At 69.4% G+C, this 26614-nt stretch carries 27 protein-coding genes and 2 pseudogenes; 27 read left to right on the top strand and 2 right to left on the bottom strand.

Features of this window, described 5'->3' with window-relative positions; translation table 11 throughout:
• Window positions 1-340: 340 nt before the first annotated feature.
• A complete protein-coding gene (locus ACWCPY_RS38225; RefSeq protein WP_451273030.1) occupies window positions 341-1666 on the bottom strand; it encodes an XRE family transcriptional regulator in 1326 nt (441 codons plus the stop codon).
• Window positions 1667-1983: 317 nt separating this feature from the next.
• Here ACWCPY_RS38225 and ACWCPY_RS38220 point away from each other — a divergent pair, with 317 nt between their 5' ends.
• From ACWCPY_RS38220 to ACWCPY_RS38160, 13 genes are all read left to right on the top strand, one after another.
• The gene (locus tag ACWCPY_RS38220) at window positions 1984-2397 is read left to right on the top strand and encodes a 6-pyruvoyl trahydropterin synthase family protein (protein ID WP_451273028.1); all 414 of its coding nucleotides are present in this window, start codon (window positions 1984-1986) and stop codon (window positions 2395-2397) included.
• The gene (locus ACWCPY_RS38215) at window positions 2394-3140 is read left to right on the top strand and encodes a 7-carboxy-7-deazaguanine synthase QueE (RefSeq protein ID WP_451273026.1); all 747 of its coding nucleotides are present in this window, start codon (window positions 2394-2396) and stop codon (window positions 3138-3140) included. Before ACWCPY_RS38220 ends, ACWCPY_RS38215 begins: the two co-directional genes overlap by 4 nt.
• Window positions 3141-3192: 52 nt before the next feature.
• The gene (gene folE / locus ACWCPY_RS38210) at window positions 3193-3819 is read left to right on the top strand and encodes a GTP cyclohydrolase I (RefSeq protein WP_451273024.1); all 627 of its coding nucleotides are present in this window, start codon (window positions 3193-3195) and stop codon (window positions 3817-3819) included.
• 50 nt (window positions 3820-3869) lie between these two features.
• A complete protein-coding gene (locus ACWCPY_RS38205; protein WP_451273022.1) occupies window positions 3870-4397 on the top strand; it encodes a phosphoribosyltransferase in 528 nt (175 codons plus the stop codon).
• The gene (locus tag ACWCPY_RS38200) at window positions 4387-5163 is read left to right on the top strand and encodes a dTMP kinase (RefSeq protein WP_451273020.1); all 777 of its coding nucleotides are present in this window, start codon (window positions 4387-4389) and stop codon (window positions 5161-5163) included. Before ACWCPY_RS38205 ends, ACWCPY_RS38200 begins: the two co-directional genes overlap by 11 nt.
• The gene (locus tag ACWCPY_RS38195) at window positions 5153-6190 is read left to right on the top strand and encodes a radical SAM protein (protein WP_451273018.1); all 1038 of its coding nucleotides are present in this window, start codon (window positions 5153-5155) and stop codon (window positions 6188-6190) included. The genes ACWCPY_RS38200 and ACWCPY_RS38195 overlap by 11 nt, the downstream gene beginning before the upstream one ends.
• A complete protein-coding gene (locus tag ACWCPY_RS38190; RefSeq protein WP_451273016.1) occupies window positions 6187-7293 on the top strand; it encodes a DegT/DnrJ/EryC1/StrS family aminotransferase in 1107 nt (368 codons plus the stop codon). Before ACWCPY_RS38195 ends, ACWCPY_RS38190 begins: the two co-directional genes overlap by 4 nt.
• Before the next feature lie 85 nt (window positions 7294-7378).
• Window positions 7379-8149 (top strand): thymidylate kinase, encoded by a 771-nt coding sequence (locus ACWCPY_RS38185; RefSeq protein ID WP_451273014.1) that lies wholly within the window; start codon window positions 7379-7381, stop codon window positions 8147-8149.
• Complete coding sequence (locus tag ACWCPY_RS38180; RefSeq protein WP_451273012.1) at window positions 8146-8928, top strand: HAD-IA family hydrolase; 783 nt, start codon at window positions 8146-8148, stop codon at window positions 8926-8928. Before ACWCPY_RS38185 ends, ACWCPY_RS38180 begins: the two co-directional genes overlap by 4 nt.
• A gap of 31 nt (window positions 8929-8959) precedes the next feature.
• Window positions 8960-9925 carry a phosphoribosylaminoimidazolesuccinocarboxamide synthase gene (locus tag ACWCPY_RS38175; RefSeq protein ID WP_451273010.1) on the top strand — a complete coding sequence of 322 codons (966 nt, stop codon included), beginning with the start codon at window positions 8960-8962 and terminating at the stop codon, window positions 9923-9925.
• Window positions 9926-10019: 94 nt separating this feature from the next.
• On the top strand, window positions 10020-10682 hold the full coding sequence (locus ACWCPY_RS38170) for a 3'-5' exonuclease (RefSeq protein WP_451273008.1): 663 nt from the start codon (window positions 10020-10022) through the stop codon (window positions 10680-10682).
• Between the two features lie 57 nt (window positions 10683-10739).
• On the top strand, window positions 10740-11381 hold the full coding sequence (locus tag ACWCPY_RS38165) for a mycothiol-dependent nitroreductase Rv2466c family protein (protein WP_451273006.1): 642 nt from the start codon (window positions 10740-10742) through the stop codon (window positions 11379-11381).
• A gap of 135 nt (window positions 11382-11516) precedes the next feature.
• Window positions 11517-12350 carry a class I SAM-dependent methyltransferase gene (locus tag ACWCPY_RS38160; RefSeq protein ID WP_451273004.1) on the top strand — a complete coding sequence of 278 codons (834 nt, stop codon included), beginning with the start codon at window positions 11517-11519 and terminating at the stop codon, window positions 12348-12350.
• Window positions 12351-12439: 89 nt separating this feature from the next.
• On the opposite strand, the gene ACWCPY_RS38155 is transcribed toward ACWCPY_RS38160, so the two are convergent.
• Complete coding sequence (locus ACWCPY_RS38155; protein ID WP_451273002.1) at window positions 12440-13000, bottom strand: NUDIX hydrolase; 561 nt, start codon at window positions 12998-13000, stop codon at window positions 12440-12442.
• Window positions 13001-13348: 348 nt separating this feature from the next.
• Here ACWCPY_RS38155 and ACWCPY_RS38150 point away from each other — a divergent pair, with 348 nt between their 5' ends.
• The 14 genes and pseudogenes from ACWCPY_RS38150 to ACWCPY_RS38085 all read left to right on the top strand — a co-directional run bounded on the left by ACWCPY_RS38150 (window position 13349) and on the right by ACWCPY_RS38085 (window position 26537).
• Window positions 13349-13561: a hypothetical protein gene (locus ACWCPY_RS38150; RefSeq protein WP_451273000.1), complete on the top strand. Its 213-nt coding sequence runs from the start codon at window positions 13349-13351 to the stop codon at window positions 13559-13561.
• Complete coding sequence (locus ACWCPY_RS38145; RefSeq protein WP_451272998.1) at window positions 13558-13791, top strand: hypothetical protein; 234 nt, start codon at window positions 13558-13560, stop codon at window positions 13789-13791. The genes ACWCPY_RS38150 and ACWCPY_RS38145 overlap by 4 nt, the downstream gene beginning before the upstream one ends.
• A gap of 52 nt (window positions 13792-13843) precedes the next feature.
• Window positions 13844-14998 carry a hypothetical protein gene (locus ACWCPY_RS38140; protein ID WP_451272996.1) on the top strand — a complete coding sequence of 385 codons (1155 nt, stop codon included), beginning with the start codon at window positions 13844-13846 and terminating at the stop codon, window positions 14996-14998.
• Window positions 14995-15372, top strand: coding sequence for a hypothetical protein (locus ACWCPY_RS38135; protein WP_451272994.1), 378 nt, complete (start codon window positions 14995-14997; stop codon window positions 15370-15372). Before ACWCPY_RS38140 ends, ACWCPY_RS38135 begins: the two co-directional genes overlap by 4 nt.
• Before the next feature lie 735 nt (window positions 15373-16107).
• Window positions 16108-18120: an ABC transporter ATP-binding protein gene (locus tag ACWCPY_RS38130; RefSeq protein WP_451272992.1), complete on the top strand. Its 2013-nt coding sequence runs from the start codon at window positions 16108-16110 to the stop codon at window positions 18118-18120.
• 219 nt (window positions 18121-18339) lie between these two features.
• Window positions 18340-19812, top strand: coding sequence for an NUDIX domain-containing protein (locus tag ACWCPY_RS38125; protein WP_451272990.1), 1473 nt, complete (start codon window positions 18340-18342; stop codon window positions 19810-19812).
• Window positions 19813-19929: 117 nt separating this feature from the next.
• Entirely contained in the window at window positions 19930-21090 is a 1161-nt protein-coding gene (locus tag ACWCPY_RS38120; RefSeq protein ID WP_451272988.1) for a protein-L-isoaspartate O-methyltransferase family protein, read from the top strand.
• Between the two features lie 12 nt (window positions 21091-21102).
• The gene (locus ACWCPY_RS38115) at window positions 21103-21966 is read left to right on the top strand and encodes a class I SAM-dependent methyltransferase (protein WP_451272986.1); all 864 of its coding nucleotides are present in this window, start codon (window positions 21103-21105) and stop codon (window positions 21964-21966) included.
• Window positions 21963-22292, top strand: a pseudogene (locus ACWCPY_RS38110) (NUDIX domain-containing protein); the annotation flags it as partial. The gene ACWCPY_RS38115 and the pseudogene ACWCPY_RS38110, both read left to right, overlap by 4 nt.
• Before the next feature lie 252 nt (window positions 22293-22544).
• Window positions 22545-23078 (top strand): AAA family ATPase, encoded by a 534-nt coding sequence (locus ACWCPY_RS38105; RefSeq protein ID WP_451273046.1) that lies wholly within the window; start codon window positions 22545-22547, stop codon window positions 23076-23078.
• Window positions 23079-23223: 145 nt separating this feature from the next.
• Window positions 23224-24087: a protein phosphatase 2C domain-containing protein gene (locus ACWCPY_RS38100; RefSeq protein ID WP_451272984.1), complete on the top strand. Its 864-nt coding sequence runs from the start codon at window positions 23224-23226 to the stop codon at window positions 24085-24087.
• Between the two features lie 334 nt (window positions 24088-24421).
• Window positions 24422-24946, top strand: a complete 525-nt coding sequence (locus tag ACWCPY_RS38095) for an NUDIX domain-containing protein (protein WP_451272982.1) — start codon at window positions 24422-24424, stop codon at window positions 24944-24946.
• 11 nt (window positions 24947-24957) lie between these two features.
• Window positions 24958-25594: pseudogene (locus tag ACWCPY_RS38090) on the top strand (M15 family metallopeptidase).
• A 181-nt stretch (window positions 25595-25775) separates the two neighbouring features.
• Window positions 25776-26537, top strand: a complete 762-nt coding sequence (locus ACWCPY_RS38085) for a hypothetical protein (RefSeq protein ID WP_451272980.1) — start codon at window positions 25776-25778, stop codon at window positions 26535-26537.
• Window positions 26538-26614: the final 77 nt, after the last annotated feature.

Raw genomic sequence — 26614 nt, 5'->3', positions numbered from 1 at the left:
AACCCTCATTGCCCAACCCCGGGGAAGTACAGGGAACGGCAAAATGACACAACGCTACCGAGAACGATTGGCACGCCGCGGCAGGGCGGCCTACGCCCTGCCGCAAGGCCCTCAGGTAAGGGCTCATAAGCGCTGTACGTCCGCGTGTCCTGATCACGCTTGTCCGCTCAGGGGCAGCGAGCACATCCGCTCCCGGGCGGACAACACCACTCCACCAGCCTCGATCAGGGGACCCGGAGCCCCTGTCTGCGTGAGATGCGAGATAGGTCATCAGCTCGGCACCTGTCGTGAATGGGATGCCTACGACGCGTGCGACTCAGCCACCGTCCTGTCGGGGCCGTTAGGCAACGGCATGGAGCAGCGCGGGCACTCCTTCCGCCTGGCTGAATTGTCTGAAGCGCGGGACGAGGCCCCGTACGAGTTCTACGCATCGGGGGGCGCCGATGCGTTGCGCGAGGTTCAGGGATTCGGTCGCGACGGCGGCGGCGAGGTCTGGCTCACCGAGGTCGAGATGCGTCTGCGCGCGGTACGCGAGGAAGACGCCGCGGGTCTTGTCGCGGCTCGGGGGCAGGAGTGCTTGGCCTTCCTTGATGAGTTGGTGGGCTCGGCGGGTCTCGCCGAGATCGTTGAGGCTCTGCCCGGAATCCACGGAAAGGTCAGCCTCGGAGAGCCAGGAGCACCAGGCGGGGACGGGGTCAAGGGCTGGTGTGGTGAGCAGGTGCTCGGCGGCGCCCAGAGACCGAAGGGTGGCGCGGCGGTCGCCTTGCGCCGCCAATGCGCGAGCGAGACGGAGGTGGAGCAGGGACTGGGCGGCAGGGTGGTGCGTGCGGGTGAGCGCGCGCTCCAGGATGCGGGCGGCGGTCCGGGGGTCTTCGCGCCAGGACGCCTGGTAGGCGAGGTCGCTGAGGAGCGCTGCCCCCATGTCATGGTTGCCGCTGGCGTGGGCGCTGTGGAGACCGGCGATCCAGAACCGGCTGGCCTCGCCGTGAAGTCCGTGGTCAAAGCGGTGCCAGGCGACCGTCTGGGACAGGCCGGCGGCCAGCGTGTGGAGCCGGATTCCAAGTGCTGGCGAGTACCGGTTGTCAGCGATCAGGTCCGTCACGGTGGCCAGGTGGGCGTCGATCAGCGGAGCGGTGTGCTGCCGCTCCTGGGTTGCCAGGGCTGTCAGCTTTGCACTGGCGTCTTCCAGCAGGGCAACGAGTTCCTCGCCGATCGGTTTGCCCTGGGCTCTATCGGTGACCTCCAGCCAGGCTTCGGTGGTCGCCCAGGTTCCGGCCAGGGTGACGAGGGCCGTGCTGGAGATCGCGGACAGGACTGTACGGCGGGATCGATCCATCGATACTCTCAACGCTTCTCGCAGGGCCGGCACGGTGCTGGCGAGTCCCAGGGGGATGACGCCGGTGTCGGGCAGCCAGTTCGGCCACGCCTTCACGTCGACATCTTCGGAGGGAACCCCGAACACCTCGGCGATGTACCTCTGGGATACGGGGTCGGGTGTGACACCGGTGACTTCCCATTTGCGCACGCGTTGTTTGTCGACACCGGATCGCAGTCCGCGGCGAGCCGCCGCAGCACAGATCTCTCGGGCGAGGTCGACACCGGTCATTCCCCGTGCGGCTCGTACCAGCGCCAGGGGGTGGGAGTTCGCAGCCACTTCGACATCCAATCAGCAGCACCTGTGCTGAGCGTAGCCCCGAACCGGACGGGACTACCGCCAGGACTACCATCAACTCCTTTTGGTTTGCGGGCGATTGATCGACACTCGGTCACCGAAGCGAAGGTTCCGCACTGTTGGCACGAGCCGACCGTCCGGCGCCGGGCTCCCGACCCCCAGCGGTCGTTGCGCATTGACCCGCCGCGCACCGCACCGTCGAGACCACTCACGTCCCGTGCCACCTCGAACGCGCATAACTGTTCGAAACGCCTCTCGCACGACCTCGGAGGCGTCATAAGCCGCCCACCCCATCGACCCCAGGGACAGCCATGGGCCTCAGCAGCTCCGTGCCAATGCCTCCCGGCACCTTCACCATCGCCAAGACGTTCGACTTCGAGGCAGGACATCGGCTCTCCGGCCTGCCTGCCGGGCACAAGTGCTCCCGCCAGCACGGCCATAGCTACGTGGTGGAGGTCATCCTGACCTCCACCACCCTGGATGATCCCGGCTTCGTCACGGACTTCGGTGACCTCGCACCGTTCAAGCGGTTCCTGGACACCGAGCTGGACCACCACAACCTGCATGAGGCCCTGCCCTTCGCGCCGACCTCGGAGCGCCTGGCCCAGTTCTTCGCCAGCTGGTTCATCCACATCCTCCAGCCGACGATCCACGGCCGTCTGGTCGCCGTCGTCGTCCGCGAGACGGCCAACAGTTGGGCCCGCTTCGATGTGGAGGCGCAGTGACCTCCTCCGGGCCGATCGACATCGACCTGACGGCAAGCAACGCCGCATTCCGGCTGATCGTCGCGGAGTGCTTCGGAGTCGAGGTGCCGACTTTCCAGGGAGAGGGTCCGAGCTGCGGACACCCTGCCCTGTTCATCCGTCTCTCCCGGTGCAACCTCACCTGCACCAAGTGCGACACGAAGTACACCTGGGACTGGTCCCAGTTCGACCTGGGCAAGGAGTCGACGAAGCGGACAGCGGAGGAACTCGTGGCCTGGGCCTCGTCCTCGCCGGTGGACCTGGTCGTGATCACCGGCGGGGAGCCGCTGCTCCAGCAGGCGCGCCTGGTGCCGCTCGTCGAGCAGTTGCTGGCCGCGGGGAAGCGGGTGGAGTTCGAGACGAACGGCACCATCACGCCGGTGCCCGAGTTGCTGGTCGACGGGGTCCGTTTCAACGTATCGCCAAAGATCGTCAGCTTCGGCGTGGACGAGGCCAAGAGCGTGGTGCCTGCCGCGCTGGCGGTATTCGTGGCGTCGGGGCGGGCGGTGTTCAAGTTTGTCGCGTCCTCGGTGGCCGACCTAGACCGCGTCGCCGAGCTCGCCGACGCCCACCGGCTCGCGCCGGTGTGGGTGATGCCCGAGGGCACCACCGTGGACGCGATCATCGCCACGACCCGGGTCCTCGCGGACGCGGTCGCAGCCCGGCACTGGTACTTCACCACCCGGCTGCACGTACTCGCCTTCGCGGACGCTCGAGGCCGCTGATCTCCCTGTTCTGTTCACTTCGTTCCCCAGCCCCCGGAAGCGAGAGAAGCCCATGACGACGTCCGTCACCAGCCCTGAGGCGGCCCTGAGTACCGCTGTACCGGCACCCGCCCGGTCCACGCCGGGCATCGACACCGACCGCGTCGCCGGCCTGATTGCCCAGCTCCTGGTCGAGCTGGGCAAGGACCCCACCGGGGACGGGCTGATCGGCACACCCGGCCGTGTTGCGGCCTGGTGGAAGGCGTTCCTGTCCCCGGACGGCGCCGCAGTGGACGCCTGCTTCACCGAGTCCCAGCTGAGCGGTCAGCTGGTCATCGTGGGCGGCATGGACATCTGGTCTCTGTGTGAGCACCACATGCTGCCCATGAGCCTGGAGGTCACCGCCGGATATGTACCGGATGGTGAGGTGCTGGGCTTGTCGAAGTTCGGGCGGATCGCGCAGCGTTTCGCTGGTCGGCTCCAGGTCCAGGAACGCTTCACCTGCCAAGTCTTCGAGTACCTCACCGGCGTGATCGGGCGCGAGGACGTCGCCGTCCGCGTACGCGGTACGCACCTGTGCATGAGCATGCGGGGCGTGCGGATGGATGCCGCCCGTACCACCACGCTGCAGATGGGCGGCCGGTTCGCAAGCGACCCGGTGCTCTCCCAGCAGTTCCTCACCCTCGCCGCCGCCCAGTGACGCTCTGCCAGGTCCCGGCAGGCGAGCCGACCGAGAAGGAGGTAGAGCAGATGGCACCGTCGTCGACTTCACCGTTACGTGCTGACCGGCCCGGCCCGCTGTTCCTGACGTGGGACGACCTCACCACCGCGACGGCAACCCTCGCGCATCGGGTGGCGGCCGCAGGGATGCCGCAGGTGGTGGTGGGTATCGTCCGCGGCGGCATGATCCCGGCCGCGTGGCTCGCCCACCGGCTCGCGATCCGCGACGTGCGGTCCGTCGAGGTCACCCGCACCATCAGCGACGGCATCAACGCCGCCAAGAGCACGGTCCCCACCGTCCGCAACCCCGCGTCGCTCGGCGACCTCACGGGCCTGGACGTGCTGCTCGTCGACGACATCGCCGGCAGTGGCGTGACCCTGGCCCACACGGTCCGGATGATCCACGACCTCGGCCCCGCCCGGGTGCGCACCGCGGTCTTCGCCGTGAACCGGGCCAACTGGAGGCAGAACTGCGACCCTTACCGCGACATCGACTACATCGCCTCACTGACGGACACCTGGGTCGTCTTCCCCTGGGAGGAGCAGCATGAGCGCTGAACTGGAGCCCCCGGCCGGGCGTGCCGCGGATCGGAGGGCGACGGGCACGACGGCCCCTGCCCTTCCCGGGCCCCGCGCCGCTGCCGGCCGTGTCCGGCCGCTGTGGGTGAGCGTCGAGGGTCTCAACGGGGTGGGCAAGAGCGAGGCGATCCGTGCGGTCGCGGCCGAGCTGGGCCCGCGGTGCCTGCCCCTGAGCGAACTGACCGACCAGGGCGGGGACATGCTGCCGGGCCAGGTGATCGCCGCTCTCCGTTCAACGGGGGACGTCTTCCTCCGGACGGGGCATCCCGTCGTCGAGACACTGGCATTCCTCGCTCTGAAGGTCCGCGAGTACGAGCGCCTGAGCGAGGGCGACTTGACGGGCGTCGAGGTGATTCTCGAAGACCGTGGGGTCGACAGCACGGCCATCTACCAGGCGGTGATCCTGGCCGCCCAGCACCCGGGCGTACAGCCCCAGGCACTGGCAAAACGCATCCTGGCGACGATGGCCCCATGGCGCCCCGCCCCCGACGCGACGGTCCTGCTGACCTGCGACCGGGAGATTGCCACCAGCCGGTTCGCCGCCCGGACCGGCCGGGTGCTCGCCGACCGGGACCTCGTGGTGATCGAACAGGCCGAGGCCCTCTACCACGACCTCGCCCGCGCCCACCCCGACCGGTTCACCCTGGTGGACGTGAACGGATGCAGCCGGGACGAGAGCGCAAAGGCACTCCGGGCGGCCGTGGAAGACCTGATCCAGCTGCGGAAGGCCGTCCATGCCCCGTGACATCACGCTCCTGTGGGGACTGCGCTCCCGCTGCGCCGTGGCCTGCCTGTACTGCTACTTCGGCACCGTGGAGGAGCACAGAGCCAGCCCGCCGGACCAACTCGGCATCCTGTCGCACATCTCCCGCAACGACCTGAGCCGGGAGGAGATCACCGCGTTCGCGCGGACCCTGGAAGGCTCACCGGTCGAGCGGGTCGTCATCGCCGGCGGCGAGCCGCTGGACTGGCCCGCCGCCCTGGACCTGATCGAGATCATCAAGAACGCGGGATGCGAGGTTGTCATCGCCACGAACGGCATCCCTCTCACCCGACCGGGGATCGCCGAACGTCTCGTCGAGCTTCAGGTGGACGGGGTGTCGGTGTCCCTGGACAGCGTGGACCCGGCCTCCAACGACCGCCTGCGGCCGTCCCGCTCCGGCAAGTTCGGCCACGCCGACGTGCTGGCCGGCATCCAGGCACTGCTGCGGGCCAGGGGCACCGGCCCGGCGCCGCAAGTCGGGATCTACAGCGTGGTCATGAGGCCGGCGCCGCAGGAGATCACCCAGATGGCGCAGCTGGCCGCCGGCCTCGGCGTGGACTACTTCGTGCCACAGCCGATCTCCCTGGCACCCGATCACAAGCTGTTCGACGACCTCGCGCACACCCCCGAGGACACGATGCCCGTGGCCCAGGAACTGGCCCGGCTGCAGGCCGATCCGGCGGGCCTGGAGGTTCCCTCTCCCGGCTCCATGCTGCGCTTCGTCTCCGCGATCTCCACCCAGGCCAGCGGGCGCGTGCAGGAGTGCTTCGGCGGTGCACAGCTGTTCTTCGTCCAGCCGGACGGCTCGCTGTGGGACTGCCCGTCCGATCGCCGGATCGCCGCGACCCCCGCCGAGCGGCGGCGCACGATCGCCGGGGCGGACGCCCGGACGTTGTTCGACGGGCGGCCCGCGTGCACGGACTGCTCGCACTTCAGCCGGGACTGCGTGAATATGTGGCCCCTGGTCCTGGACATGCCGCGCCTGCTCAACAAGGAGTCCAGCCGATGACCCTTCCCCCACTCCCCGACAGGGCGCCGCTCCTCCAGCAGATGACCGCCAGCCTGTCGGCCATGCCCGACCCGGCGGCCTCAGACCATCTGCGGCTGTTCGAGGACGAAGCCGCGCACGCTCTCGGCACCGCGCACGCGGTCGCTGTGTCCTCAGGCACCGCAGCTCTGCACACCGCGCTGTCCGCCTGCGGGATCGGACCGGGGGACGAAGTCCTCGTCCCGGCGCTCACCGTGATCATGACCGTGGCACCTCTTCGCGCGCTCGGGGCCATGCCGGTGTTCGTCGACAGCGACCCGGCCACCCTGGACCTGGACTACGAGGACGCGGCCCGTAAGGTCACCGCGCGGACCCAGGCGATCATGCCGGTCCACCTATGGGGCCGGATGGGAGACCCCGGCGCCCTGGCAGCGTTCGCGTCCGAGCGCGGACTCGCGGTCGTCGAGGACGCGGCCCAGGCCGTCGGCACCGCGCAAAACGAACAGCTGGCCGGCACGGTCGGCACAGTCGGCTGCTTCAGCATGAAGGACGGCAAGATCCTGTGGAGCGGCGAAGGCGGGTTCCTCACCACTGCCAGCGGCCAGGTCGCCGAGCACGCGCGCGCCTTCCGCAGCCACTGGCAGCCCGCCCCACCGGGCCAGGCCCCGCTCAGCCGCCTGGCAACCAACTCCCGCCTCGCCGCGCCCCTGGCCGCCCTCGCCCTGGCCAACCTCCGCCGCCTGCCCGACCTGATCGAACGGCGCCGCGCCCAGACCCGATACCTCCTGAACGCCCTGCAGCGGGTCCCCGGACTGACCGCCCTCGCTCCTGCCGCGGGTGAGGAGTGGAACGGCTTCTCCCCGCTGCTGCACATCAGCCTGCCCAGCCCCCGGGCATTCGCCGAACATCTCGCGCAGCAGGGAGTGCCGAACTCCACCGGTAGTTTCCGCCTCGTGCCCTGCGATACCCGGCCCCCATTCCCCAGGCCGGAGCAGCCGTGCCGCGGCACGGCCGAGATCCTCGACCGCACGCTCGCCGTTGTCCTGGCCGAGGGCGACACCCAGTCCACCCTCGATCGCTACGCCGACGTCGTCGCCCGGGCGGCCGCCGCGTGGACACCGTGACCGCCGACCAGGGAGCCGGCACCGCCGGACCCGTCCCCAAGAGCCGCTCCGGCGCCCTGTCCTCGTCTTCGAAAGGATCCCGCCCGTGACGATCACCCCGGTACGCCACGCGTGCACCCGCGGCCCGCTGATCTCCGCCGAAGGCCTCAACGGGGTCGGCAAGACCTACTTGACCAACCGCGCCGTTGAGGCCCTCGACGAGAAGCCTTTGATGCTGGACGAGTTCTCCCAGCGGGCGAACGGACGCCCCGGACCGGGCGAAGCTCTGCTCCAGGCGCTGCGCGAGGCCAGCACCGGTGATCCGTTCCTCCGCGGGGGCACCCCCATGGCCGAGGCTCTCCTCCTGATGGCCATCAAGCGCCATGACCTCGACACCCTGCTCCCCGACCTGGCCGGAGGGCGCACGGTCGTCGAAGGCCGCAGCGTCGACACCACGGCGGTGTGCCAGGCATTGCTGCTGCACCCCGACCATCCGGACCGGGCCTTTGAGACGGCCCTGGCCCTGCTCGACCTCGCGTCCTTCTACCGGCCGCTGCCCGATCTCACGATCCTGGTCACCGACGACGCCGACCAGGCCCTCGTGCGCGCACAGCGCCGCGACCGGCGGGTCTTCACCACCGAACAGGCCATGTTCATGCGCAGAGCATGCACGCTCTTCGAACAGGTCGCCGCCACCGATCCGGCCCGCTACCACGTCATCGACCGGCGCGTCATCAACGAGTACGAGGCCGCCGCGCAGATCCGGGACTGGATCGGCGGCGCCGGACCAGGCCTGGACTGCCTGCGCGAGCCGTGGGCGGGCGAGGGGGCGCCGTGCATGTGCTGCGGACACCGCGCGGAACCGGTACCGGCATGAACGAGACGCCCCTCCCACCGGGCAGCCCGAACCCCGCCCTCGACGCGAGCTGCTCGCCGGCCATCCCCGACGGCATCCTGGCTGTGCTCTTCGACTTCGACGGAACCCTCGCCGACACGACGGCCAACCAGGAGCAGTCGCTGCGGGCGGCACTCCAGCCGTACGGACTCGACCTGGACACGGACTGGTACCGCCAGCATTTCGGCCTGTCCATCCACGACCTGCTCGCCGCGCTGCCGGGCGCACGGCAGTTGCCCCACGACGAGATCATCAGCCGCAGCCGCGCCCACCTCCTGGCCCACATGCACACCATCGCCCCCATCGCGTGCAGCGTCGCGCTCCTGCACGCGGCTCGCGAGGCCGGGCTGCCCTGTGCCGTTGCGTCGGCGGCCAGCCGCATCCTGATCCATCCCGGCATTGAAGCCCTGGGCCTGAGCCCCCAGTTCGAAGCCGTCTTCACCCGGGAGGACGCCGCACGCGGCAAGCCCGCCCCCGACCTGTTCCTGGAAGCCGCCCGCCGCATCGGCGTCCCACCACAGCGCTGCCTCGCCGTGGAGGACGCCCCGGACGGTATCGCCTCCGCGCTCGCCGCCGGCATGCACGTGCTCAGGGTGGTCGACGGCCACCTGGCCCCCACCGGCGATCGCGGCGAAGACACCGCGGGCCTGCCGTCAGAAGCCGGAGCACCGATGCCGCGCGGCTGCGCTCTCGGGCAGGCGGCTGCCCGCAGCAGACCCGCATCGGTTCCCGCACCGTCCACCGCCGATTCCGACCGGTGACGGCTCCCGGCCATCGCAGCAGAGGAGCATGATGCCCGTCCTCCACTCGACCAAGAACCTGAAGGTCGCCACCCCTGTCACGGAAACCAGTGCGGGCGTCGGGATCTTCGAATACACCGACGCCTACACGGTGTTCCACTACGGCCGGATGCCGGACCTGATCCCCGGCAAGGGCGAGGCCATCTCCCGCATGGCCGCCTTCAACTTCGCCCTGCTGGAGGCAGCCGGCGTGCGGACCCACTTCCGCCGGTTCATCGCCCCCCACCACATCGAGTTCGATCTCGCCCGCCTTCCCGCCCCGGTCGCCGTGCCCCTGGCCCCCGACGTCCGCAACACCCTGCTCCCCGTACAGGTCCTTGTCCGCACCAAACTCCCGCAGGGCAGCTCCGTCCACCGCCGTCTCGCAGCTGGCACCTTCACCCCGGCCCAGGCCGGACTCAGGGCCCTCCCCGCGGTCGGGGAGGAGCTGAAGGAGCCGCTCGTCGAGTTCGCGACCATGCTGGACGACGTCAACCAGTACATTGAGGCGTCGGAAGCCCAACGCCTCACGGGCCTGAACGACGACCAGTTCCAAGCCCTGCTCGACACCACCATCACGGCCAATCGCGTGCTGACCGAACACGCGCGCACGGTGGGCCTGCGGCACTGCGACGGCAAACTCGAATTCGTGGTGGCGGCCGACGGCGGCCTCGTGCTCGCCGACAGCCCCGGCACGCCCGACGAGAGCCGCCTGCTCTTCAACGACGTGCACTGCGGCAAGCAGGTCCTGCGGAACTGGTACGTCGACAACGGGCTCGAAGTCCCCGTCAACCAGCTGATCGCCGACGGCGTGCCCCGGCACCGGTGGCCCACGCCCACCCCCCTGCCGGGCGAGTTCCTGCCGGTGATGTCCGACCTCTACCGGTCCCTGAGCGAGACCTGGACCGGCGAGCGCCTCTGGAACGCGCCGGACCTGCCCGCGGCCACGGCGGCCGTGGCCCGGGTCATCGGGCACTGACGAGAACCCACCCGGGCAGGCGCTGGCGCGTGCTCTCCTCGATGAGCAGGGCACGCGCCAGCGCTGCCACCCAACCGAGATGAATGGCGGACGCATGGGCAGTTTGACCGACGACCCCGACTTCCGGGCAACAACGTTCGTGGTCGTCGACTTCGAGACGACGACGCCGACGGGCTACCCGGCGCAGCCCATCGAAGTCGCGGCTCTCGCCCTGCGCTGCCCGAACGGTGCGTGGACGCAGGCCGGCCGGAGTACCTCCCTCATCCGCCCGCCCGCGTTCGCCCCGGTGACACCGGCCGACACGGCCCAGACCGGCCTGACAGCGGCCGAACTGGCAGGCGCCCCGGACGTGGCACACGTCATGGGTGCCCTGGACCGGCGATTCGCCCCTGGCGGCCGGTACCTGCTGGTGGCGCAGCACGCCGCCACCGAGGCGAACGTCATCCACAACGCCCGCGAGCACTGCCCGGCCCTGTCCCGTGTCGACTTCCTCGACACCATCCCCCTCGCCAAGTACCTCGTCCCGGGCCTGGCGAACTACAAGCTCGACACCCTGCTGGCACACTTCGCCATTCCGCAGCCGGCCGCCCGCCACCGGGCCTACGCCGACGTCGATGTCACCGCGCAGGTGTTCCTCCGCCTCCTTGGCGCCGCGGACGACGCCGCGCAGCTCAGCGACCTCGCCGCCCTGGTGAAGGTGGCGGGGCGCACCGCCAAGAGCAACATCCCCGTCCAGGGCGGGCTGTTCGACATCTAGCCCCTCCGCCCGACGACGAGCCATGCAGTGCCACTCGCAGATTGGACGGTACACATCATGACGATTACCGAAGAGACCCGCGGCGACGAGGTCCAGGTCCCGTTCTGGTTCGATCCGCTGTGCCCCTGGGCATGGATCACCTCGCGTTGGCTCCTGGAGGTCGAGCAGGTCCGGCCGGTGCGCGCCGACTGGCGGATCACGTCGCTCGCCTACCTGAACCTCGACCAGCGGGGCGGCAAGGGCCTCAGCGAGGACTACCGGAAGCTGATGAACACGGCCTGGGGGTCGGTGCGGGTCTGCGCCGCCGCCGCCGAACACGCCGGCCGCCCCGTGCTGGGGCCGCTGTACACGGCCATCGGCACCCGGCTGCACAACCAGCGGCGCCGCGAGGACCCCACCGTCATCACCGAAGCCCTGGCGGAAGCCGGGCTGCCGGCCTCGCTGGCCGCGGCGGCCTCCAGCACGGAGCTCGACCAGCGCATCATGGACTCGCACCACGAGGCGTTCGACGAGGTCGGCCTTGACGTCGGGACCCCCGTCCTGCGGGTCGCCGGCACGACCCTGTTCGGCCCCGTCATCACCCCGGCCCCACGCGGCGAAGCCGCCGGACAGCTCTGGGACGGCCTTGTGATGGTCGCGGCGACGGACGGCTTCTTCGAGCTCAAGCGGAGCCGCAACGCCAAGCCGTCCTTCGACTGAGCCCACCGCGACCCGCCGGCCCCAAGGCACGCAGAACACCCGGCCCCGCACCGCCGGTTCGGTTCGGTTCGAGAGGATCCAGATCACCTTCACGCCCGCCACGTGCGGCACCCGACCACGAGAACGAGGAACCCGTTGGAGTACGACGCCCTCACCGGCTGGGACGACGACGCCACCGCCAAGGCCTACGCCGCCTTCACCCGCGCCTACCCCATGTACAACGCCTCCAGCCGCGACCTGGCCGCGCGTGCCGATCTCACCCGCAGCCGTGTGATCGTCGACCTGTGCGGCGGCACCGGTACAACGGCCGAGGCGATCCTCGCCCTGGCGCCGCCCGACTCCGCCGTCGTCTCCCTCGACAGCTCCGCCGCCATGCAGAGCATCGGCCGCCGACTCCTGAGCGACCCCCGGCTGACCTGGGTCAACGCACGCGCCGAAGATCTGGCCGACCATGTCCCGGCACGCAGCGTCGATGCCGTCGTGTGCAACTCGGCGGTGTGGAAGACGGACGTCGCCGCTGTGATCACTGCGGTGCGCCGTGTGCTGCGGCCCGGAGGCCGGTTCGTCTTCAACGTTGGCGGCGCCTTCGCCGGGGTCACCCATCCCGATGCGCTGACCCCGCCGACAGGGCCCTCCCTCAGCGCCCTGATCGAGCAGATCGCCACCCGGGACTACGGCATCGTCCCGCCGACGGCCGCCGTCCCTCCGAAGCTCCCGCTCCCCGCGATCACCGGGCTACTGGCCGATGCCGGGCTGCACGTTGTCGCCGCGGAGGTCACCGGCCAGCACACCACCACCGCTGAGAGGGCGGCTTGGCTGTCCATTCCCGTCTTCGCCCACCCCGAGGGCGCCCTCTCCTACGAGCTGAAGATGGCGATCCTCGCCGAGGCCACCGCCCAGACCAAGCCAGACGATGTCACGGTGACGAGCTGGCTCGTGATCGTCGCCGAGCTCCCAGATGAGGTATGACGCCGAACGCGCGTGCCCCGGCGTCTTCTACGACGGCATGTTCTCTGCCCCTCAGCCGGGCGCCACGACAGCTTCCGATAGCCGAGGGGTTACCTGATTCCGCTCGATGCGGTGACCGCCCGCGCGATCCGGGGGCCGACGAGGCGCTCCGCCAGATCCAGCGGGTACCAGGCGGCGCCGGTCACCTCGGACTCCTGAATACGCCCGACCTCGGCGTCGGCCGTCGCGAAGACATAGCCGAAATCCAGGTGGTAGTGGTCCGGCTCACCCTTCGCGGGCCTGGCCGGCACCCGGCCGAACTCGACATAGGCGGGGTGCCCCGAGACGGAAACGACCTGGCCGGGGTCGATGCCGGTCTCCTCGGACAGTTCCCGCAACGCCGCGCCGACCAGCGTCATATCGGTCGGCTCAAGATGACCACCTGGTTGCAAAGTGATCCCGTACGCGAGGTGCTCGATCAGGAGGACCTCGGCGCCGGCCCGGACCAGCAGCGCGCCGGCGGTGACGTGCATCGGGAAGGTCCGCCGCGAGGCGAACCCCCGGCCCTCGGCCAGGAACCGCAACGGCACGGCAAGTTGCCCGGCCTCCTGCGGGTAGCGCTCAAGGTAGGCGGTGAGCACTCCCGCGATGTCGGAATCAGCGATCGCCACAGGTCACCGCCCTCCGCTCTGTCCAAGGAGGCGTTCCGCCGAGACTGGCCGCTCGAAGACGGCCACCAAGCACGTGCACAGTCAGCTCCACAAGAGTCGTGGCATACCGGAAGCCCCGCACTCTACAAGTTCACCGGGCCCCATACGCACCAACGCGCCCGCTGGCGTACGGCGCTTGGGAACCTCGACGATTCAGCCAACCGCCCTTGGTGGCAGCTCCGTTGCAGGAACCCCGGCGACCACCGGCTACGCAAAGCGTGGTTCACCCCCGGCGCACTGAGGACTATCCAGGACGGGCTGGAGCCACTGCGCCGGCGCTTCGGTGGAACATCGGCCGCGCTGACCCACGTGGCCCTGCAGTACTGCCTTCAGCAGGCCGACCACGCCTCCGTCCTTGTCGGATTCACCCGGCCCGAGCAAATCCGCGAGAACCTGACCGCCGTCGGCACCCCGCTCACCGGAGACGAACTCGGCTTCGTCCGCGACACTCTCGGCCGGCTCCAGGAGGACCTGGACGCCCGCGGCGAGGTCTTCCTCGACGAGAAGGGAGCTACCCGATGAGCGCCCCCTCCGAGCAGCTGTCCCTCCTCGCACCTGATGCGCCCGCCCACCAGCCGTCCCCCAACACCATGCGGCTACTGCTGTTCAACGCCCAGCACGCCTCCCCCGAGCGTTCCCGCCGACAAGCCGAATGGATCGCCGGCCAGGAGGGCGGCGACGCACTCGTTGCCGCGCTCGCCGCCGCGCGACCGTCCGATCGCCGCATGGCGTCGCGTCACACCGCCGGATGACCGGCGGCCGAAACGCCAGGTTCCCGTCCGTCACCACCCCTAGGGTCTGCCTATGACCGTGAAGGTTCCTTTGAAAGAGTCCGCGCTCAACGCCCAGCGGATCGCCCGAATTGCCAGCGAAGTCCACGCCGTGTGCCCGCAGTTCGATGCTGACGGATTCGTGCGGTCGGTGATAGCCGATCTGCCCCGGCTGACGCTGAGTGCCCGCATCTCCCGCACCAGCGAAGCACTGCACACGCACCTTCCATCCACCGGCCCCCAGGCGCTTCAGATCCTGCTGCGCTCGCTGCCCAGGACGCCCGAGACTGCTGGCGTGACGAACGATTTCGGACTGCACATCTACTCGCCGCACTCCGACTACGTCGCCCGCTACCTGCGCACCGCCGAGTACCTCGACCAGGCCCTGGTCGCGCTGGCCCGCATGACCTGCTACTTCTCCGCCGAGGTCGCCGCGCGCCACTTCCTTTCCGACTTCCCCAAGGAAACGATGAAGGCGGTCGGGTCCTGGGCCCGCGACGAGGACTACCGGGTGCGCCGACTGGCGAGCGAGGCCACCCGGCCCCTCCTGCCCTGCGCGCCACGGGTCCCGCTGGCCGACGACGCGGCGCTGCCCGTCCTCGAGCAGCTTCACACCGACCCGCATCTGTACGTACGCACCTCGGTCGCCAACCACCTGCACGACCTGTCCGTGACACAGCCGGATCTGGTGCTGGCCACACTCCAGCGCTGGAAGGACTCCGGTCGTGTCCCCGACAAGCACTTCGCGTTCCTCGCCCGGCAGGCCCTTCGGACCAGGCTCAAGCAGGGCTGGCCGGCCGCCTACGCTTTTCTCGGCTACGCACACGACGCACCGGTGGAACTCACACCTCTCGTCCTGGAACGCACCGAGTTCGTCGAGGGGGACACGCTCAGCTTCTCCGCTTCCCTCACCACCACCACGCCGGTCGCGCTGCACGTGATGTTCGTGATCTCCTCAACGACACGCACCGGAAGGCCGCGCGAGAAGGTGTACTTCCTTCTGCGCGGCGCCGGGAGGCCGGGCGAAAGACTCCTGCTCGCCAAGGACCACGTCCTGCGCTCAACTGTCACGGCCGACCTCACTCCAGGCGCGCACTCGATCGCGCTTCAGGTCAACGGGCGCCGATTCCCAGCGACGACATTCCGTGTCCGCGAGGCATGGCGAACTGCGGGACAAGGGGACCGATGAGCGGCAGCAATGAACTGGGCTGGCGCATTCTCCGGGAGATCGAGCAGGACCACGAATGGCGTGAGCAGAATCCCGCACTCTTCTTCGCCGAGCTCTGCGCCGACCTCTGGCGCACGACACCCGACGACGAAGCCCTGGAAGTCTTCAAGATCCGGGCCAAAAACGCCGGCTGGTGGGCCTCGGACGTCGTCGACGGCGTGGAAAGGGCCGTGGCCGAGAAGCCCTACTGGGCGGCCAGCACGCTGGAGCACTCCGCCGACCTCTGGTTCGGCAACCCGGCGAAGGAGACACCCAAGCCCTATCTCGACTGGCTGGCCGAACGAGCCGTTGAACTGCGCGACGCGCTCGATGAAGTGCGCAGGGCACCTGTGTGACACCACCGACGTTCCTGCCACGCCCCTGGAACGGCAGCCCGTGAGGCCGCGCAGCCCTCCACCGCGCCCATCCGGGCAGCGCCCGGCTTGTCCGCTCTCCGCCACAGTACGAGCCGTCGCGTGGGACCTTCCAGGCGGCTGAGGGGAGCGTGTGAGTGCCTCCGGGTCGGCATGCCGGCACGCCCGTTCCGCTACCGTGGTGCGCCCGCACAGAATCAGGCCATTGCCGTCGCCGTGACTTTGTGCCGCGCGAGCCGTCGCCGCGCTGCTGCTGCACGGATCGCCCTGGGCTTCAGGCTGACCGGAAACCCTCGAGAGACGTAGTCGTATGAGCGACTATCCATCGAACGAGGGCGTTTGAAGTGCCCCGTCCTGCGCTCCTGGCGCGAACCGCGATATTCGAACAGATATCCAGAACTCCCCTCGCTGTCACCCGTTACAGCGAGCTGGGAGTTCCGTTCTTAGAGCACCCGTGCCATTCGATGACCTGCTGGAGGACATGATGACTCCGCTCCGCACGCCTGTGCACCCGCTCCTGGGGCTCGAACGCTTACGGGCTGCTGCCCCGGCTCTTCCGGCCGCGGGTGTGCAGCAAGTTGGTGCCCTCACCCGCTGTCCGGCACGACCGGACGCAACGTGGGCGGCCGACCGATGCCAGGCCAGCCGCGCACCAGACCCGTCTGCATGCCGGCTCACGCCGGGATGTCGGCTGCCCTCTGGGCGGGGGAGGCACCTGTGAAAGCACGGCGCAAGCACGACCAGCCGACGAGCGGCATCTCGCAGGCCGAGCAGGAGCTGTACGGGGGGCGGCTGCGCTACGACCAGTCCTTCGTACGCCACGAGGGCCCGCTGACCAGGCTCTCGTTCCGGCATCTGGCGGCCGCGCTGCCGCGCATGGTTTCCATGGTGTGCCGGACCGGCTGGCAGGCGGACCGGCGGGCAATGGCGGGAGTCGTGGTCGCGCAGCTTGGGCAGGGGGTCACTGCGGCGTGGGGTCTGTTCGCTGTCAACAGCGTGCTCACGGATCTGTTCGCGCAGGGGCCGACGGCGGACAAGCTGCGCGCAGCCCTGCCGTCGTTGACGGTGTTGGCAGGGACCGCGGTGATCGCGGCCCTGCTGATGGCGTGGTCGACGGCGATGTCCGGTCGGCTGGAGCCGCAGGTGGAGCGGGCCGTCTCGACGCGCTATTACACGGCCGTCACCCGTGTCGAGTTGGAGGCGACCGAGCGCCCCGAGATCCAACGGGTTCTGGAGGCGGGCCGGTTCGGCACGGACTCGGCCCGCCGGATGCTGATGCTCTCGGTCGGTGTCGGCAACGTCCTCATCGCGATGGTGGCGGCCGCGGTCGTGCTGGCGTCGCTGCACTGGTTGCTGCTGCCGATGCTGTTGGTGATCGCCCTGCCCAAGGGGTGGGGAGCTGTCAGTTCCGCACGCCGCGAGTACGCCTCAAAGCTTGCCTGGATCGACCACCGGCGGGCCATCTCCTCCCTTCTGGGCTTTCTGACCCGCCCGCACGCGCAAGGCGAGATCCGTGTCCACGCCGCCGGGGAGAAACTGCTCTCCAGCTATGAGGAGATGTCCCACCAGACCGAAGCGGAGCAGCGGCGCCTGGCCCGTGCGCAGGCTTCCACGGATCTGGTCGCCGGCGGGTTTGCTGGTGTCGCGTCGCTGGCCTGTTACGGGGTTTTGTGGTGGCTGCTGGCCGACGGTTCGCTGCCGCTCGCCGTTGGCGGGACTGCGGTCCTCGCGATCCGTGCCTCGACCGCCCGGCTGACGTCACTGGTCCAGCAGGTGAACCGCCTCTACGAGGAACTGCTGTTTGTCACCGACACCGAGGACGCCATCGCCCTGGCCGCCAAGAACGCCATCCCTGGCGTCGGCGCCCCGCTGCCGGCGCGCGTTCACCGGATCCGTGTGGACAACGTGTCCTACACCTACCCCGGGGCCGACTCCCCCGCGCTGCAGAACGTCAGCCTGAGGGTTGGCCGTGGAGAGGTGACCGCGCTGGTGGGTGCGAACGGTTCCGGCAAGACCACGCTGACGAAGGTACTGTCGGGGCTGGTGCTGCCCACTGAGGGAAGTGTGTGGTGGCAGGACGCTGACGGCAGTGAGCAGGTCGAGCTCCGGGATGCTGGCCGGGCCGAGATCTTTGCCATGGTGGGGCTCCTCGCGCAGGACTTCCCTCGCTGGGAGATGACCGCGGCCGCGAATGTGGCGATCGGAGCCGGCGACCGCGTCCGCGACATGGACAGGGTCAAGGAAGCAGCTCAGTCCGCCGGGGTCCTCAAGCTGGTCGAAGGTCTGCCGCACGGCTTGAACTCGATTGTCCACAAGGGCTACGAACGCGGTGTCCAGCTTTCTGGCGGGCAGTGGCAGAAGCTCGGCACCGCACGGAGTCTATACAGGGATGCACCCTTCCTCCTGGTCGACGAGCCGACCTCGGCGCTGGATCCGCACGCGGAGATCGCCGCGTTCGAGGGCTTGTGGTCGCTCGCCGACGAAGGCCACGCGGTCGTTCTGGTGACGCACCGTCTCGCGGCCACGGCCAATGCTGACCGCATCTACGTCCTCGATGCGGGCCGGGTGGCCGAGGAAGGTACACATGAGGAACTCATGGCCCGGCCTGACGGCATCTACCGTGGCATGTTCACCGCTCAGGCCGCCCAGTACGAAGCGAACGCCCCGGCAGTCCCTTCACAGGACCGGCACTCTTCGGCACAGGATCCAGCGAAGGACGGCCCACGATGAACGTCCCAGCATCGGGTCGGTCCGTGGCGGCATGCCGATTTCCGGAGGTTCGGGGGCGGGCAGGACCTCACCGTGGCCGGCTTCGGGACCGCCACCTCCGACATCTCGGTCATTGCCGCAGTGGAATTGCACACCCCGACCATGCACCTGACGCTGATCGCCGCCGCCGGGAATGTGCCCCGTTGCTGCTGCCCCCGCCGCTACATGAAAGGTGCCGCCATGCCGCCTGCACGATCCAGTATCCGCGACCTTCTCCAGAAGTACCTGGAGCGCCATCCCGCAGAGCGGGAGCAACTCGAGCCGCTCCTCGCCATGCTCGACGCGGAGAGCGAACCGACAAGCCGCGGAACACGGCCCGGCCACATCACATGCAGCGCCGCCGTCATCGACCGGCATCGGCGCGTGCTGCACACCGGCCACAGGGGCACGGGGCTGCTCCTCGTCCCCGGCGGCCACGTCGAGGACGACCGGACCCTTCTGGCAGCGGCACTGCGAGAAGTACGTGAGGAAACCGGGATCCGCCCCAAAGACTTGTGCCTGACGCCGCAGTTCCTCGATGCACCGGCCGATATCGATGTCCACGACATCCCCGCCAACCCGGGCAGAGGCGAACCCGCCCACCAGCACTTCGACTTCCGGTTCGCCTTCTACCTCACGGCCGAACAGCCGCCGCTCGAGCTCCAGGATGAGGAAGTCTCCGGCGCCCAATGGCTTGCGTTCACCGACGTCAGCTCCCCGACACTGCGCACCAAACTTCTGGACGCCGCGACCGCAGGGCTCACCGGGCAGCCGGAACCGGTCAACGCCTCCGTTCTGATCCATGACGGGCACGGTCGCTATCTGCTGCATCTAAGGGATCTGCTGGACGGCATCTGGCAGCCAGGGGTATTCGCCCTCCTGGGCGGCGGCCGCGAACTGGGCGATCGCTGCCTGGACGAAACGGTGTGGCGGGAGCTCGGCGAGGAAGCCCCCGGTCTGAAGGTCGCGGACCTGGAGTCGTATGCCGTGGAGGAGGCAACGAGCGTGGACGGACTCGCCGTCCCCATCCAGGTCTACACGGCCGTCTGGCGCGGTGATCCTGACGCCGTGGGCCTGCAGGAAGGCGTGCTGCTGCGGTGGTTCACCCCCGACATGCTGGACCGGCTGCGCCTGAGCCCCGGCCTCGGCGACCTGATCCGCCGCCACGCGGCCGAACACCACCCAGTGGGTGACCCGCCGGCCAGTGCGTGTCTGCTGCGCAACGAGGCACCGGAGGGAACCGAACTCCACATCGTGGGTGTCCGCCTCCACCTCCAGGACGAGCAGGGCCGGATCCTCCTCGGTCGGCGCCACCCCGACTCGAAGTACGCACCGAACCAATGGCACTTCTTGGCCGGGCACTGTGAGCGGGAAGAAGCGGTCAACTGTCTGGCACGGGAAGCCGCAGAGGAAGCCGGGCTGATCATCAAGCCCGGGGACGTCGAGCTCGTGCACCTGGTCCACATGGTCGACTCACCGTCGGCGCGACCGCGGATCGGGCTCGTGTTCCGGGCCCGCGCCTGGTCCGGCACCCCGCAGGTCCTGGAGCCCGACCGGTGCGTGGAGTGGCGGTGGTGGAACCCGGAAGATCTCCCCACCGAGGTCGTGCCCTACACCCGAGCCGCCATCGACGGCATCGGCCATGGTCGCCTCTACACCGCGACGGGCTGGTGAGCACCGATGACAGCTCCGCAGCCGAAGCCCGGGTCCTGGCCCGGACCGTGCCCTGCCCCACCGCCGTCGGCACGGCATGCATCCTGGACGGCGGATTGTGCCGCCGCGCGGCAGGAGATGGTGGCCAGTCTTGAGGCGTCGGGCGATCTGCGGCCCGGACCCGTGCGCGAGGCGCTGCTGGTTCTGCCCCGCGAGGTGCTGATGCCGCAGGCCTATGTGCGGCGTTCCGCGGACCGGGAGAAGCCGCGGCGCTGGGACTTGCTGGACTGGGCGGCGCCGCAGGACCGTGAGGAACTCGTAAAGGTGCTGTACGGCGGGGCCAGTGTGCTCGTCCAGCGTGACGGGGAGCCGCTTCTCGGCCGGGCGCACGGACCTCGGTCGGGGGCGTCGATCACGTCGATGTCCACGGTGATGGGTGTGACTGCCTCTCTGCTGGACGAGTTGGATCTCCGGCCCCGTCAGCGGGTGCTGGATGTCGGCACGGGTGCGGGGGTGACGGCCGCGGTGGCCTGTCAGGTCTGCGGCGACCAGGGGGTGGTCACTCTCGACCGGGACCGGCACCTCACGCGGGCGGCTGCGGCACGGCTGGCCGATCTCGGTTTCCGGCCGGAGGCAGTGTGCGGGGCGGGGGATGAAGGCTGTCCGGCCCGTGCGCCGTTCGACCGGATCTTCGTGTCGTACGCGGTGGCGGGTGTGCCGCCCGCCCTCGTCGAGCAACTGGCGCCCGGGGGAAGGATGCTGGTGCATGTCACCTCCGTCTCGCCGTCGTGGCCGGCCCTTGGCGTCGTCGAGCGCACCTTTGGTGGTCATGTCCGGGCCGAGCTGCGGGCCGTGGAGTTCGCCCACCAGGCAGGTCACGGCCTGGGACGGATCTGGCTCACCGAGGAGTTCCGGCAGCGCATCACGGCCGAGGCGGGCACGTGGACGCAGCGGAGCATGCTGCCTCCGCCCGCGGACACCGACCGGGGCCTGTGGCTGGCGGCCGATCATCTTCTCGGCGGCCTGGTGCGGGACTTCGGCGCCGAGAACCTGGTGATCGGCGCCCCCGGCTGCGGTTCGTGGCTGCGCGCGGAGCCGCTGAGCCGGCGGCGCTGGAATATCGTCACCCACGGGCCGCGTGACATCTGGAAAGAGATCCAGGACCTCTCCGCCCGGTGGCGGGCAGCGGGCTCCCCCGACCGGTATCGCCTGGTCTTCGAGCCCGGCGGCGGGCAGCGGGCCGCCTCCGCATGCGGCCGCCTGACCTGGCACCTGCCTGTCCCGCCGTCCATCCGATGAGAGAGGCGCCTCGTGACACATTCGAGCGTTCCGGCCCCGTCGCCGGACCAGGAAAGTCTGTTCGCGGCAGCGGCAGACGACTACGCCCGCTACCGGCCCGGCGTACCGGAGGCCGCGGTACGGCTGCTGGCCGATGCCCTTCACGGCCGCCCTGATCCGGTGCTGCTGGATCTGGGCACCGGCACCGGGCAGGTGCCACTCGCGCTGCGGCACGCCGTCCCCGATCTGGCACACATCGAGGCAGTCGACGTCAGCCGGCAGATGCTTGACCGGGCCCGGGCCGCACTCGCTCCCGTACTCGGCCGCTGCACCCTCACCCTCGTCCACACTACAGCCGACGAGTACAGACCACCCGCACCGCGGCCCGGTGAAGCGGTGCGGCAACCGGACTTGGTCACCTGCTGCCGGTCCTACCACTGGATGCCCGGCCCGGCGGTGCTGGCCATGGCGGACCGGGTTGCCGCCCCGGACGCAGCGGTGGCGATCATGGGCGACGGGAGCCTGTGGACCCACGACAGCGAGTGGACCCGCGCCCTGCGGGAGCTGATCCAGACCTATCTGGGCTCCGAGCGCCGGGCGGGTACCAGCGCCACCTATACCGAGCCCCGCCGCACGTACCAGGAAGACCTCGCCGCATCGGCGTTCACCGACGTGAGCGAGCACCGCTACCCCGTGGCCCGTAACTGGACGCCCGCCGCAGTCGTCGGCTATCTCCGCAGCACCTCCTTTGCCCACCCGGACCTTTTCCAGAACCGGCACGAGGCATTCGAGGCCGAAGCCCGCCAACTGCTCGAAACCTACGCAAAGGACGGGACGTTGCAGGAAGAAGCGGTGTTCACCGTCCTTCTGGCACGCAGGCCCGGGACGGCAGCATGACCGTACAGCAGCAGCGGCACCAGGAGCCGGTCGACGTCCATCTGATCCTGCGCCGCGACGGCGCGGCGGGCCCGGAGGTCCTGCTGTCCCGCCGCGCCGGAAACGTCTACGCGGCGGGACTCTGGCACTTCCCGTCCGGGCATTTGGACGGTGCTCACGAGGACGTTGTGACGGCGCTCGTTCGCGAGGCCCGGGAGGAGACCGGCCTGATCATTGACCCGGCCGATGTCCGCTTCGCTGTCACGGTGCACCACCGTGCCCCGAGTGGCGGGGCGCGGGTCGGCATGTTCTTCGAGGTCCGCGTGTGGAAGGGCACCCCCCGTGTTCTCGAGCCGGCGGTGTGCGACGCGATGGCCTGGTTCCCTGTCGATGCCTTGCCGGCGCCCATGGTTGCCTATTGCCGGGCCGGGCTCGACGCATACCGCAGTGGCCGGCTGATGGCCGTGCACTTCCAGGACCCTGGTGACCCGATCCCCTACCTCCCTGAAGCGGACCGGTACCGCCCTGTTCAGGCCGTCGTCTCGCGGCCGGTCGGTCCGGACGCTGGGGAGCGTCGGTTCACCCCGGGCCCACGGCTGATCGTGGGGAGTGTGGTGACCCGACTTGTCGTCGTTCGAGGGACCTCGGCGTCAGGCAAGTCCTCGGTTGCGGCGGGTATCCGCGACCGGTTCGGCCGCGGCCTGGCCGTGGTCGGGCAGGACAACCTGCGAAGGGTCGTGCTGAGGGAGCGTGATGTGCCTGATGGCGCCAACATCGGGCTGATCGACTCGGTCGCCCGCTACGCGCTGGACGCGGGCTACCACGTGGTGATCGAAGGGATCCTGTACGCCGACCGGTACGGTGACATGCTCGCGGGACTGCTCGGCGACCACCGCGGGGTCTCCCGCTGCTACTACCTCGACATTCCGATCGAGGAGACGCTGACCCGCCATGCCTCAAAGGCCGATCGCGAGGATCTGGCCCGGGTCACTGAGCGGGAACTGCGTGCCTGGTATCGCGAGCGCGATCTCCTACCCGGTGGCGTCGAGACGGTAGTAGGAGCCGACAGTGCCCTCAATGACACGGTCGAGTGCATCATGCACGACACCGCTCTCGAAGTGTTGCCCTCGTGATAAAGGGCTTAGACGAGTGCCGGGACATGTTCGGCGTGCCACTCACCCCACACCGCCGACGTTGTACTGCACGTATGACGAGCCGCCACACCCCCATCAGCACTGACCCCCTACACAGAACCAGCCCGGAAGGACCCTTGTGCACGTGATCCACACCGGCTTCTCCGTCTCAACCGGGGAGCTTCCCGGCGGAAACCGCCCCAGCGAAGACCGCATCCACCAAGCACCCGGAGCGGTCGTCGTCCTCGATGGTGTCTCCACCGTCTCCGACGACGAGCCCCGCGGCGGCTGGTACGCCCAGACTCTCGGCGAGCATCTGACTGCCGGCCTCACCGACGAGCCCGACGCCGATCTGCGGCACCTGCTCGAAACCGCCCTCGCCGCCATGGTCCACGACCACGGCCTCGTCTCGGGAGCCTCACCAGCCGCGACCGTCTCCGTCGTCCGCCACCGCGGCGATCGCATCGACACCCTTGTGCTGGCCGACAGCCCCGTCGTGGCCTTCACGACCAGCGGGCAGGTCCACCAAGTCCGCGACGACCGGCTCGACCGGCTGGTCGCCGACCGCCCAGAGCGCGCGGCGTACCGCGCAGCGTTACGCTCCGGCCGGGGATTCCAGAACCCGGAACACCGCGCCCTGCTTCAGCAGTTGCGTGCCCACCAACTGCTCCATGTCAACCGGGACGTCCCCGGCGGGTACTGGGTCGCCGAAGCCATCCCTGAAGCCGCCCGGTATGCCGTCGTACGCTCCTGGCCCGCCGCAGACATCGCCGACATCCTCGTGATGACGGACGGCGCCAGCTCCGGCGTCGAGGACTACGGGCTGTACCCCAACTGGGAAGAGATGGCCCAGGCCTGCCGCACACAGGGGCCGGGCAGTGTTGTCCGTTCCATCCACGAGGCCGAAGCTGAGGATCCCGACGGCCGACGCTGGCCCCGCTACAAACGCCATGACGACAAGGCCCTCGCCCACCTACGCCTCATCCCCACAGCCGAGCCGGCCTTGTGACCCGACCACTCGCCGTGCGCCGCGTAGCTGGCTGCCTGCTCCCGCCCCCGGTTCGATCCACTCGGCACCAGCGCGGTCAACAGCCAGTGAGGAACCTCGTTCTCAACCCGGCCTACCGGACGCGGGCCCTGCCGCTGGGCGAAGGCCCGCCGCGGCCGGTGGCCTCCGACGAGAAGCTGAGGGCGGCGGCCCCTGTCCTCTCCCCCGGGCTGGAGCGCGGTCCTTTCCACCAGATCGGCGCACTGGGCCGCCGTAACAAGCACCGATCCTGCAACTCGCCGACTGGAGAGAGCCCATGCGGATGACAGACACCACCGAGCGGACTGTCCCGAGTATGCGGCTGGCCGGCGATGCCGCCAGGTACTCGACGACGCTGGAGCAGTATGCCGAGACCATTCCCAAGGCAACCCTGTGGGCATGTTTCTACTTCACTGACGAGGACGGCCAGCCGCTTCAGGTTCATTCCGTCTACTCTCCCTCGTACCCGTGGCAGCTGGTGGGCGGGACGACGGACCCCGGCGAAACCCCCTGGCAGACGGCCGTGCGGGAGTGCAGGGAGGAAACGGGGATCACGCCTGCTGGGCCGCCCCTGCTCCTGGCCACGGTGTACAGCCTGCCCGGCGGTGGATGGCCCTACAGCTCGATCGGCACTGTGTTCGACGGCGGCCGGCTCACTGCCGCGCAGATCCGTGGCATCACCCTCGACCCGGAGGAACACGACGAGGTCCGTGTTCTGCCGCTGTCCGGGTGGAAAGAGCTGATGCGGCCTGGCGACTTCGCCCGTCTGATCGCCGTGGAGGAGGCGCGCCGGACCGGCGTGGCTGTGTACATCGATTCCTGGGAGTGGGGGAACAGTTGAGCATCATCCTGATGGCCGACCCGCGGGTGGCTGCGATTCTGGTGCGCGAGTGTGGCGAGCCGTTGGTCGATGTCCGCTCGGGCCCGGCAGCCCTGCTGGTCGATAGGCGCAGGAGCAACCCCGACGGGGCCTTCGCGCACCTGTGTCAGCATGTCCGTGACCAGTTGCTGGAAGCGCAGCGCCAACTGCCCGAGAGCCTTCGTCTGTTGGTTGTTGAGGGCTACCGGCCCCCGGCCCTTCAGCAGAGGTACTTCGAACGGTACGCGCAGAGCCTTCGCGCTCTGCATCCTGATTGGACGCCGCAGGACGTACGGACCGCGGCCAGCCGCTTCGTGTCGCCCCCGGAGATCGCCCCGCACAGTGCCGGCGCCGCCGTTGATCTGACCCTCGTCGATGCTTCGGGCCGGGAGCTGGACATGGGGACGGCGATGAACGCCAACCCCGAGAACAGTCAGGGCGCCTGCTACACGGACGCTCCGAACATCTCCGCGACAGCCAGGTCGAACAGGGCAACTCTCCTCCGCCATGTCAGCAGCCGGATTAGTGAATTACAGGACGGAATGGTGGCATTTCAGCCTTGGGGATAGGTACTGGGCCCTGTTGAAGGGGCGCCCGGCCGCGCTGTACGGGCCGAAGAGCTGGACCTGAGACCTCGCGACCGGGCGGGGCGCCGGGGTCCGCCCCGGGCCAGTCAAACGTCAGAGACCGCAAAGCGAAGGGGAGCGTGGGGCGTTGAGGCATGTCCGGAAGGGCGCCTGGCAGGAGCATTACGACACGGGAAAGGGCTTTCGTCCTCTGAGCGACGACGAGCAGGAACTACTGGCCGAGCATGTCCCGGCACCCGAGGGCGGACGGGCCCTCGATGTCGGAACACGGCTGGCTGGCCGGCGGCGAGCACCGCCAGCAGGTCATGCGCTGGTACCTGCTGCTGTTGCTGACCGGGCACAGCCCGCCCGCGCCAGAAAGGGCGGCTACTCGCTTCGCCTGGAGCTGCACCGACTTCAGATTCCGTGCCCCGCTGCCGCTCCGCGCCTTCCTGCGTGAGCAGGCAGAACAGAACCTGGCGGCCCATGGCATCGACGAGCCGGTGACCTGGGAGCCTCCCGCCTACTGGGTCCGCGATGTCGACTGGCCAGGCATCGCACCCGAGCAGGTCGACGCCGCCAGGCTCCGCGCTGTCCTCGACAGCAGCGACACGATCGCCCGGGTCACCGAGGCCGCCGGGGTGACCGGGGTGACCGGGGTGACCGGGGTGACCGCAGAGCATCTCCGCCTCTACTTCGAGATCGACGACACCGTCACCGGCCCGCCGGACCGGCTCCTGGGCAAGATCCGCGCACCAGACCCTGCCACCCGAGCCGCGGTACTCGCGCCCCGCCGGCTGCGTGAGCTGTACGTCACCGAAAGGAAGACCACTGTGGAGATCGCTGGCATGGCCAAGTGCGCGGCCACCACGGTCCGCGCCCTCCTCGCCCTCGACGGCCTCCCACTCCGTACTCTGAGCCCGGAGACTGAACCGCCCGACTTCCTGCGCACTTGGCTGCAGCGTGAGCACGTCGAAAAGCGGCGACCCTTACGAGCTGGTGCGTGATTGCATTGGAGACGTGGGGGCCTGAGCTGGGAGTTTGTGTCAGCTGGTGGTGTTGCGGTCGGAGACGAGGCCGGCGA

Source organism: Streptomyces sp. NPDC002403 (assembly GCF_053593015.1).
This window is presented reverse-complemented; position numbering and strand designations above follow the sequence as displayed.

Excerpts from the sequence above, each read along its gene's own strand:
- ACWCPY_RS38220 (WP_451273028.1), top strand. The coding sequence starts at position 1,984 with ATGGGCCTCAGCAGCTCCGTGCCAATGCCTCCCGGCACCTTCACCATC.
- folE (WP_451273024.1), top strand. The coding sequence starts at position 3,193 with ATGACGACGTCCGTCACCAGCCCTGAGGCGGCCCTGAGTACCGCTGTA.
- ACWCPY_RS38205 (WP_451273022.1), top strand. The coding sequence starts at position 3,870 with ATGGCACCGTCGTCGACTTCACCGTTACGTGCTGACCGGCCCGGCCCG.
- ACWCPY_RS38200 (WP_451273020.1), top strand. The coding sequence starts at position 4,387 with ATGAGCGCTGAACTGGAGCCCCCGGCCGGGCGTGCCGCGGATCGGAGG.
- ACWCPY_RS38195 (WP_451273018.1), top strand. The coding sequence starts at position 5,153 with ATGCCCCGTGACATCACGCTCCTGTGGGGACTGCGCTCCCGCTGCGCC.
- ACWCPY_RS38190 (WP_451273016.1), top strand. The coding sequence starts at position 6,187 with ATGACCCTTCCCCCACTCCCCGACAGGGCGCCGCTCCTCCAGCAGATG.
- ACWCPY_RS38180 (WP_451273012.1), top strand. The coding sequence starts at position 8,146 with ATGAACGAGACGCCCCTCCCACCGGGCAGCCCGAACCCCGCCCTCGAC.
- ACWCPY_RS38175 (WP_451273010.1), top strand. The coding sequence starts at position 8,960 with ATGCCCGTCCTCCACTCGACCAAGAACCTGAAGGTCGCCACCCCTGTC.
- ACWCPY_RS38170 (WP_451273008.1), top strand. The coding sequence starts at position 10,020 with ATGGGCAGTTTGACCGACGACCCCGACTTCCGGGCAACAACGTTCGTG.
- ACWCPY_RS38165 (WP_451273006.1), top strand. The coding sequence starts at position 10,740 with ATGACGATTACCGAAGAGACCCGCGGCGACGAGGTCCAGGTCCCGTTC.
- ACWCPY_RS38145 (WP_451272998.1), top strand. The coding sequence starts at position 13,558 with ATGAGCGCCCCCTCCGAGCAGCTGTCCCTCCTCGCACCTGATGCGCCC.
- ACWCPY_RS38140 (WP_451272996.1), top strand. The coding sequence starts at position 13,844 with ATGACCGTGAAGGTTCCTTTGAAAGAGTCCGCGCTCAACGCCCAGCGG.
- ACWCPY_RS38135 (WP_451272994.1), top strand. The coding sequence starts at position 14,995 with ATGAGCGGCAGCAATGAACTGGGCTGGCGCATTCTCCGGGAGATCGAG.
- ACWCPY_RS38125 (WP_451272990.1), top strand. The coding sequence starts at position 18,340 with ATGCCGCCTGCACGATCCAGTATCCGCGACCTTCTCCAGAAGTACCTG.
- ACWCPY_RS38120 (WP_451272988.1), top strand. The coding sequence starts at position 19,930 with ATGGTGGCCAGTCTTGAGGCGTCGGGCGATCTGCGGCCCGGACCCGTG.
- ACWCPY_RS38095 (WP_451272982.1), top strand. The coding sequence starts at position 24,422 with ATGCGGCTGGCCGGCGATGCCGCCAGGTACTCGACGACGCTGGAGCAG.
- ACWCPY_RS38085 (WP_451272980.1), top strand. The coding sequence starts at position 25,776 with ATGTCCCGGCACCCGAGGGCGGACGGGCCCTCGATGTCGGAACACGGC.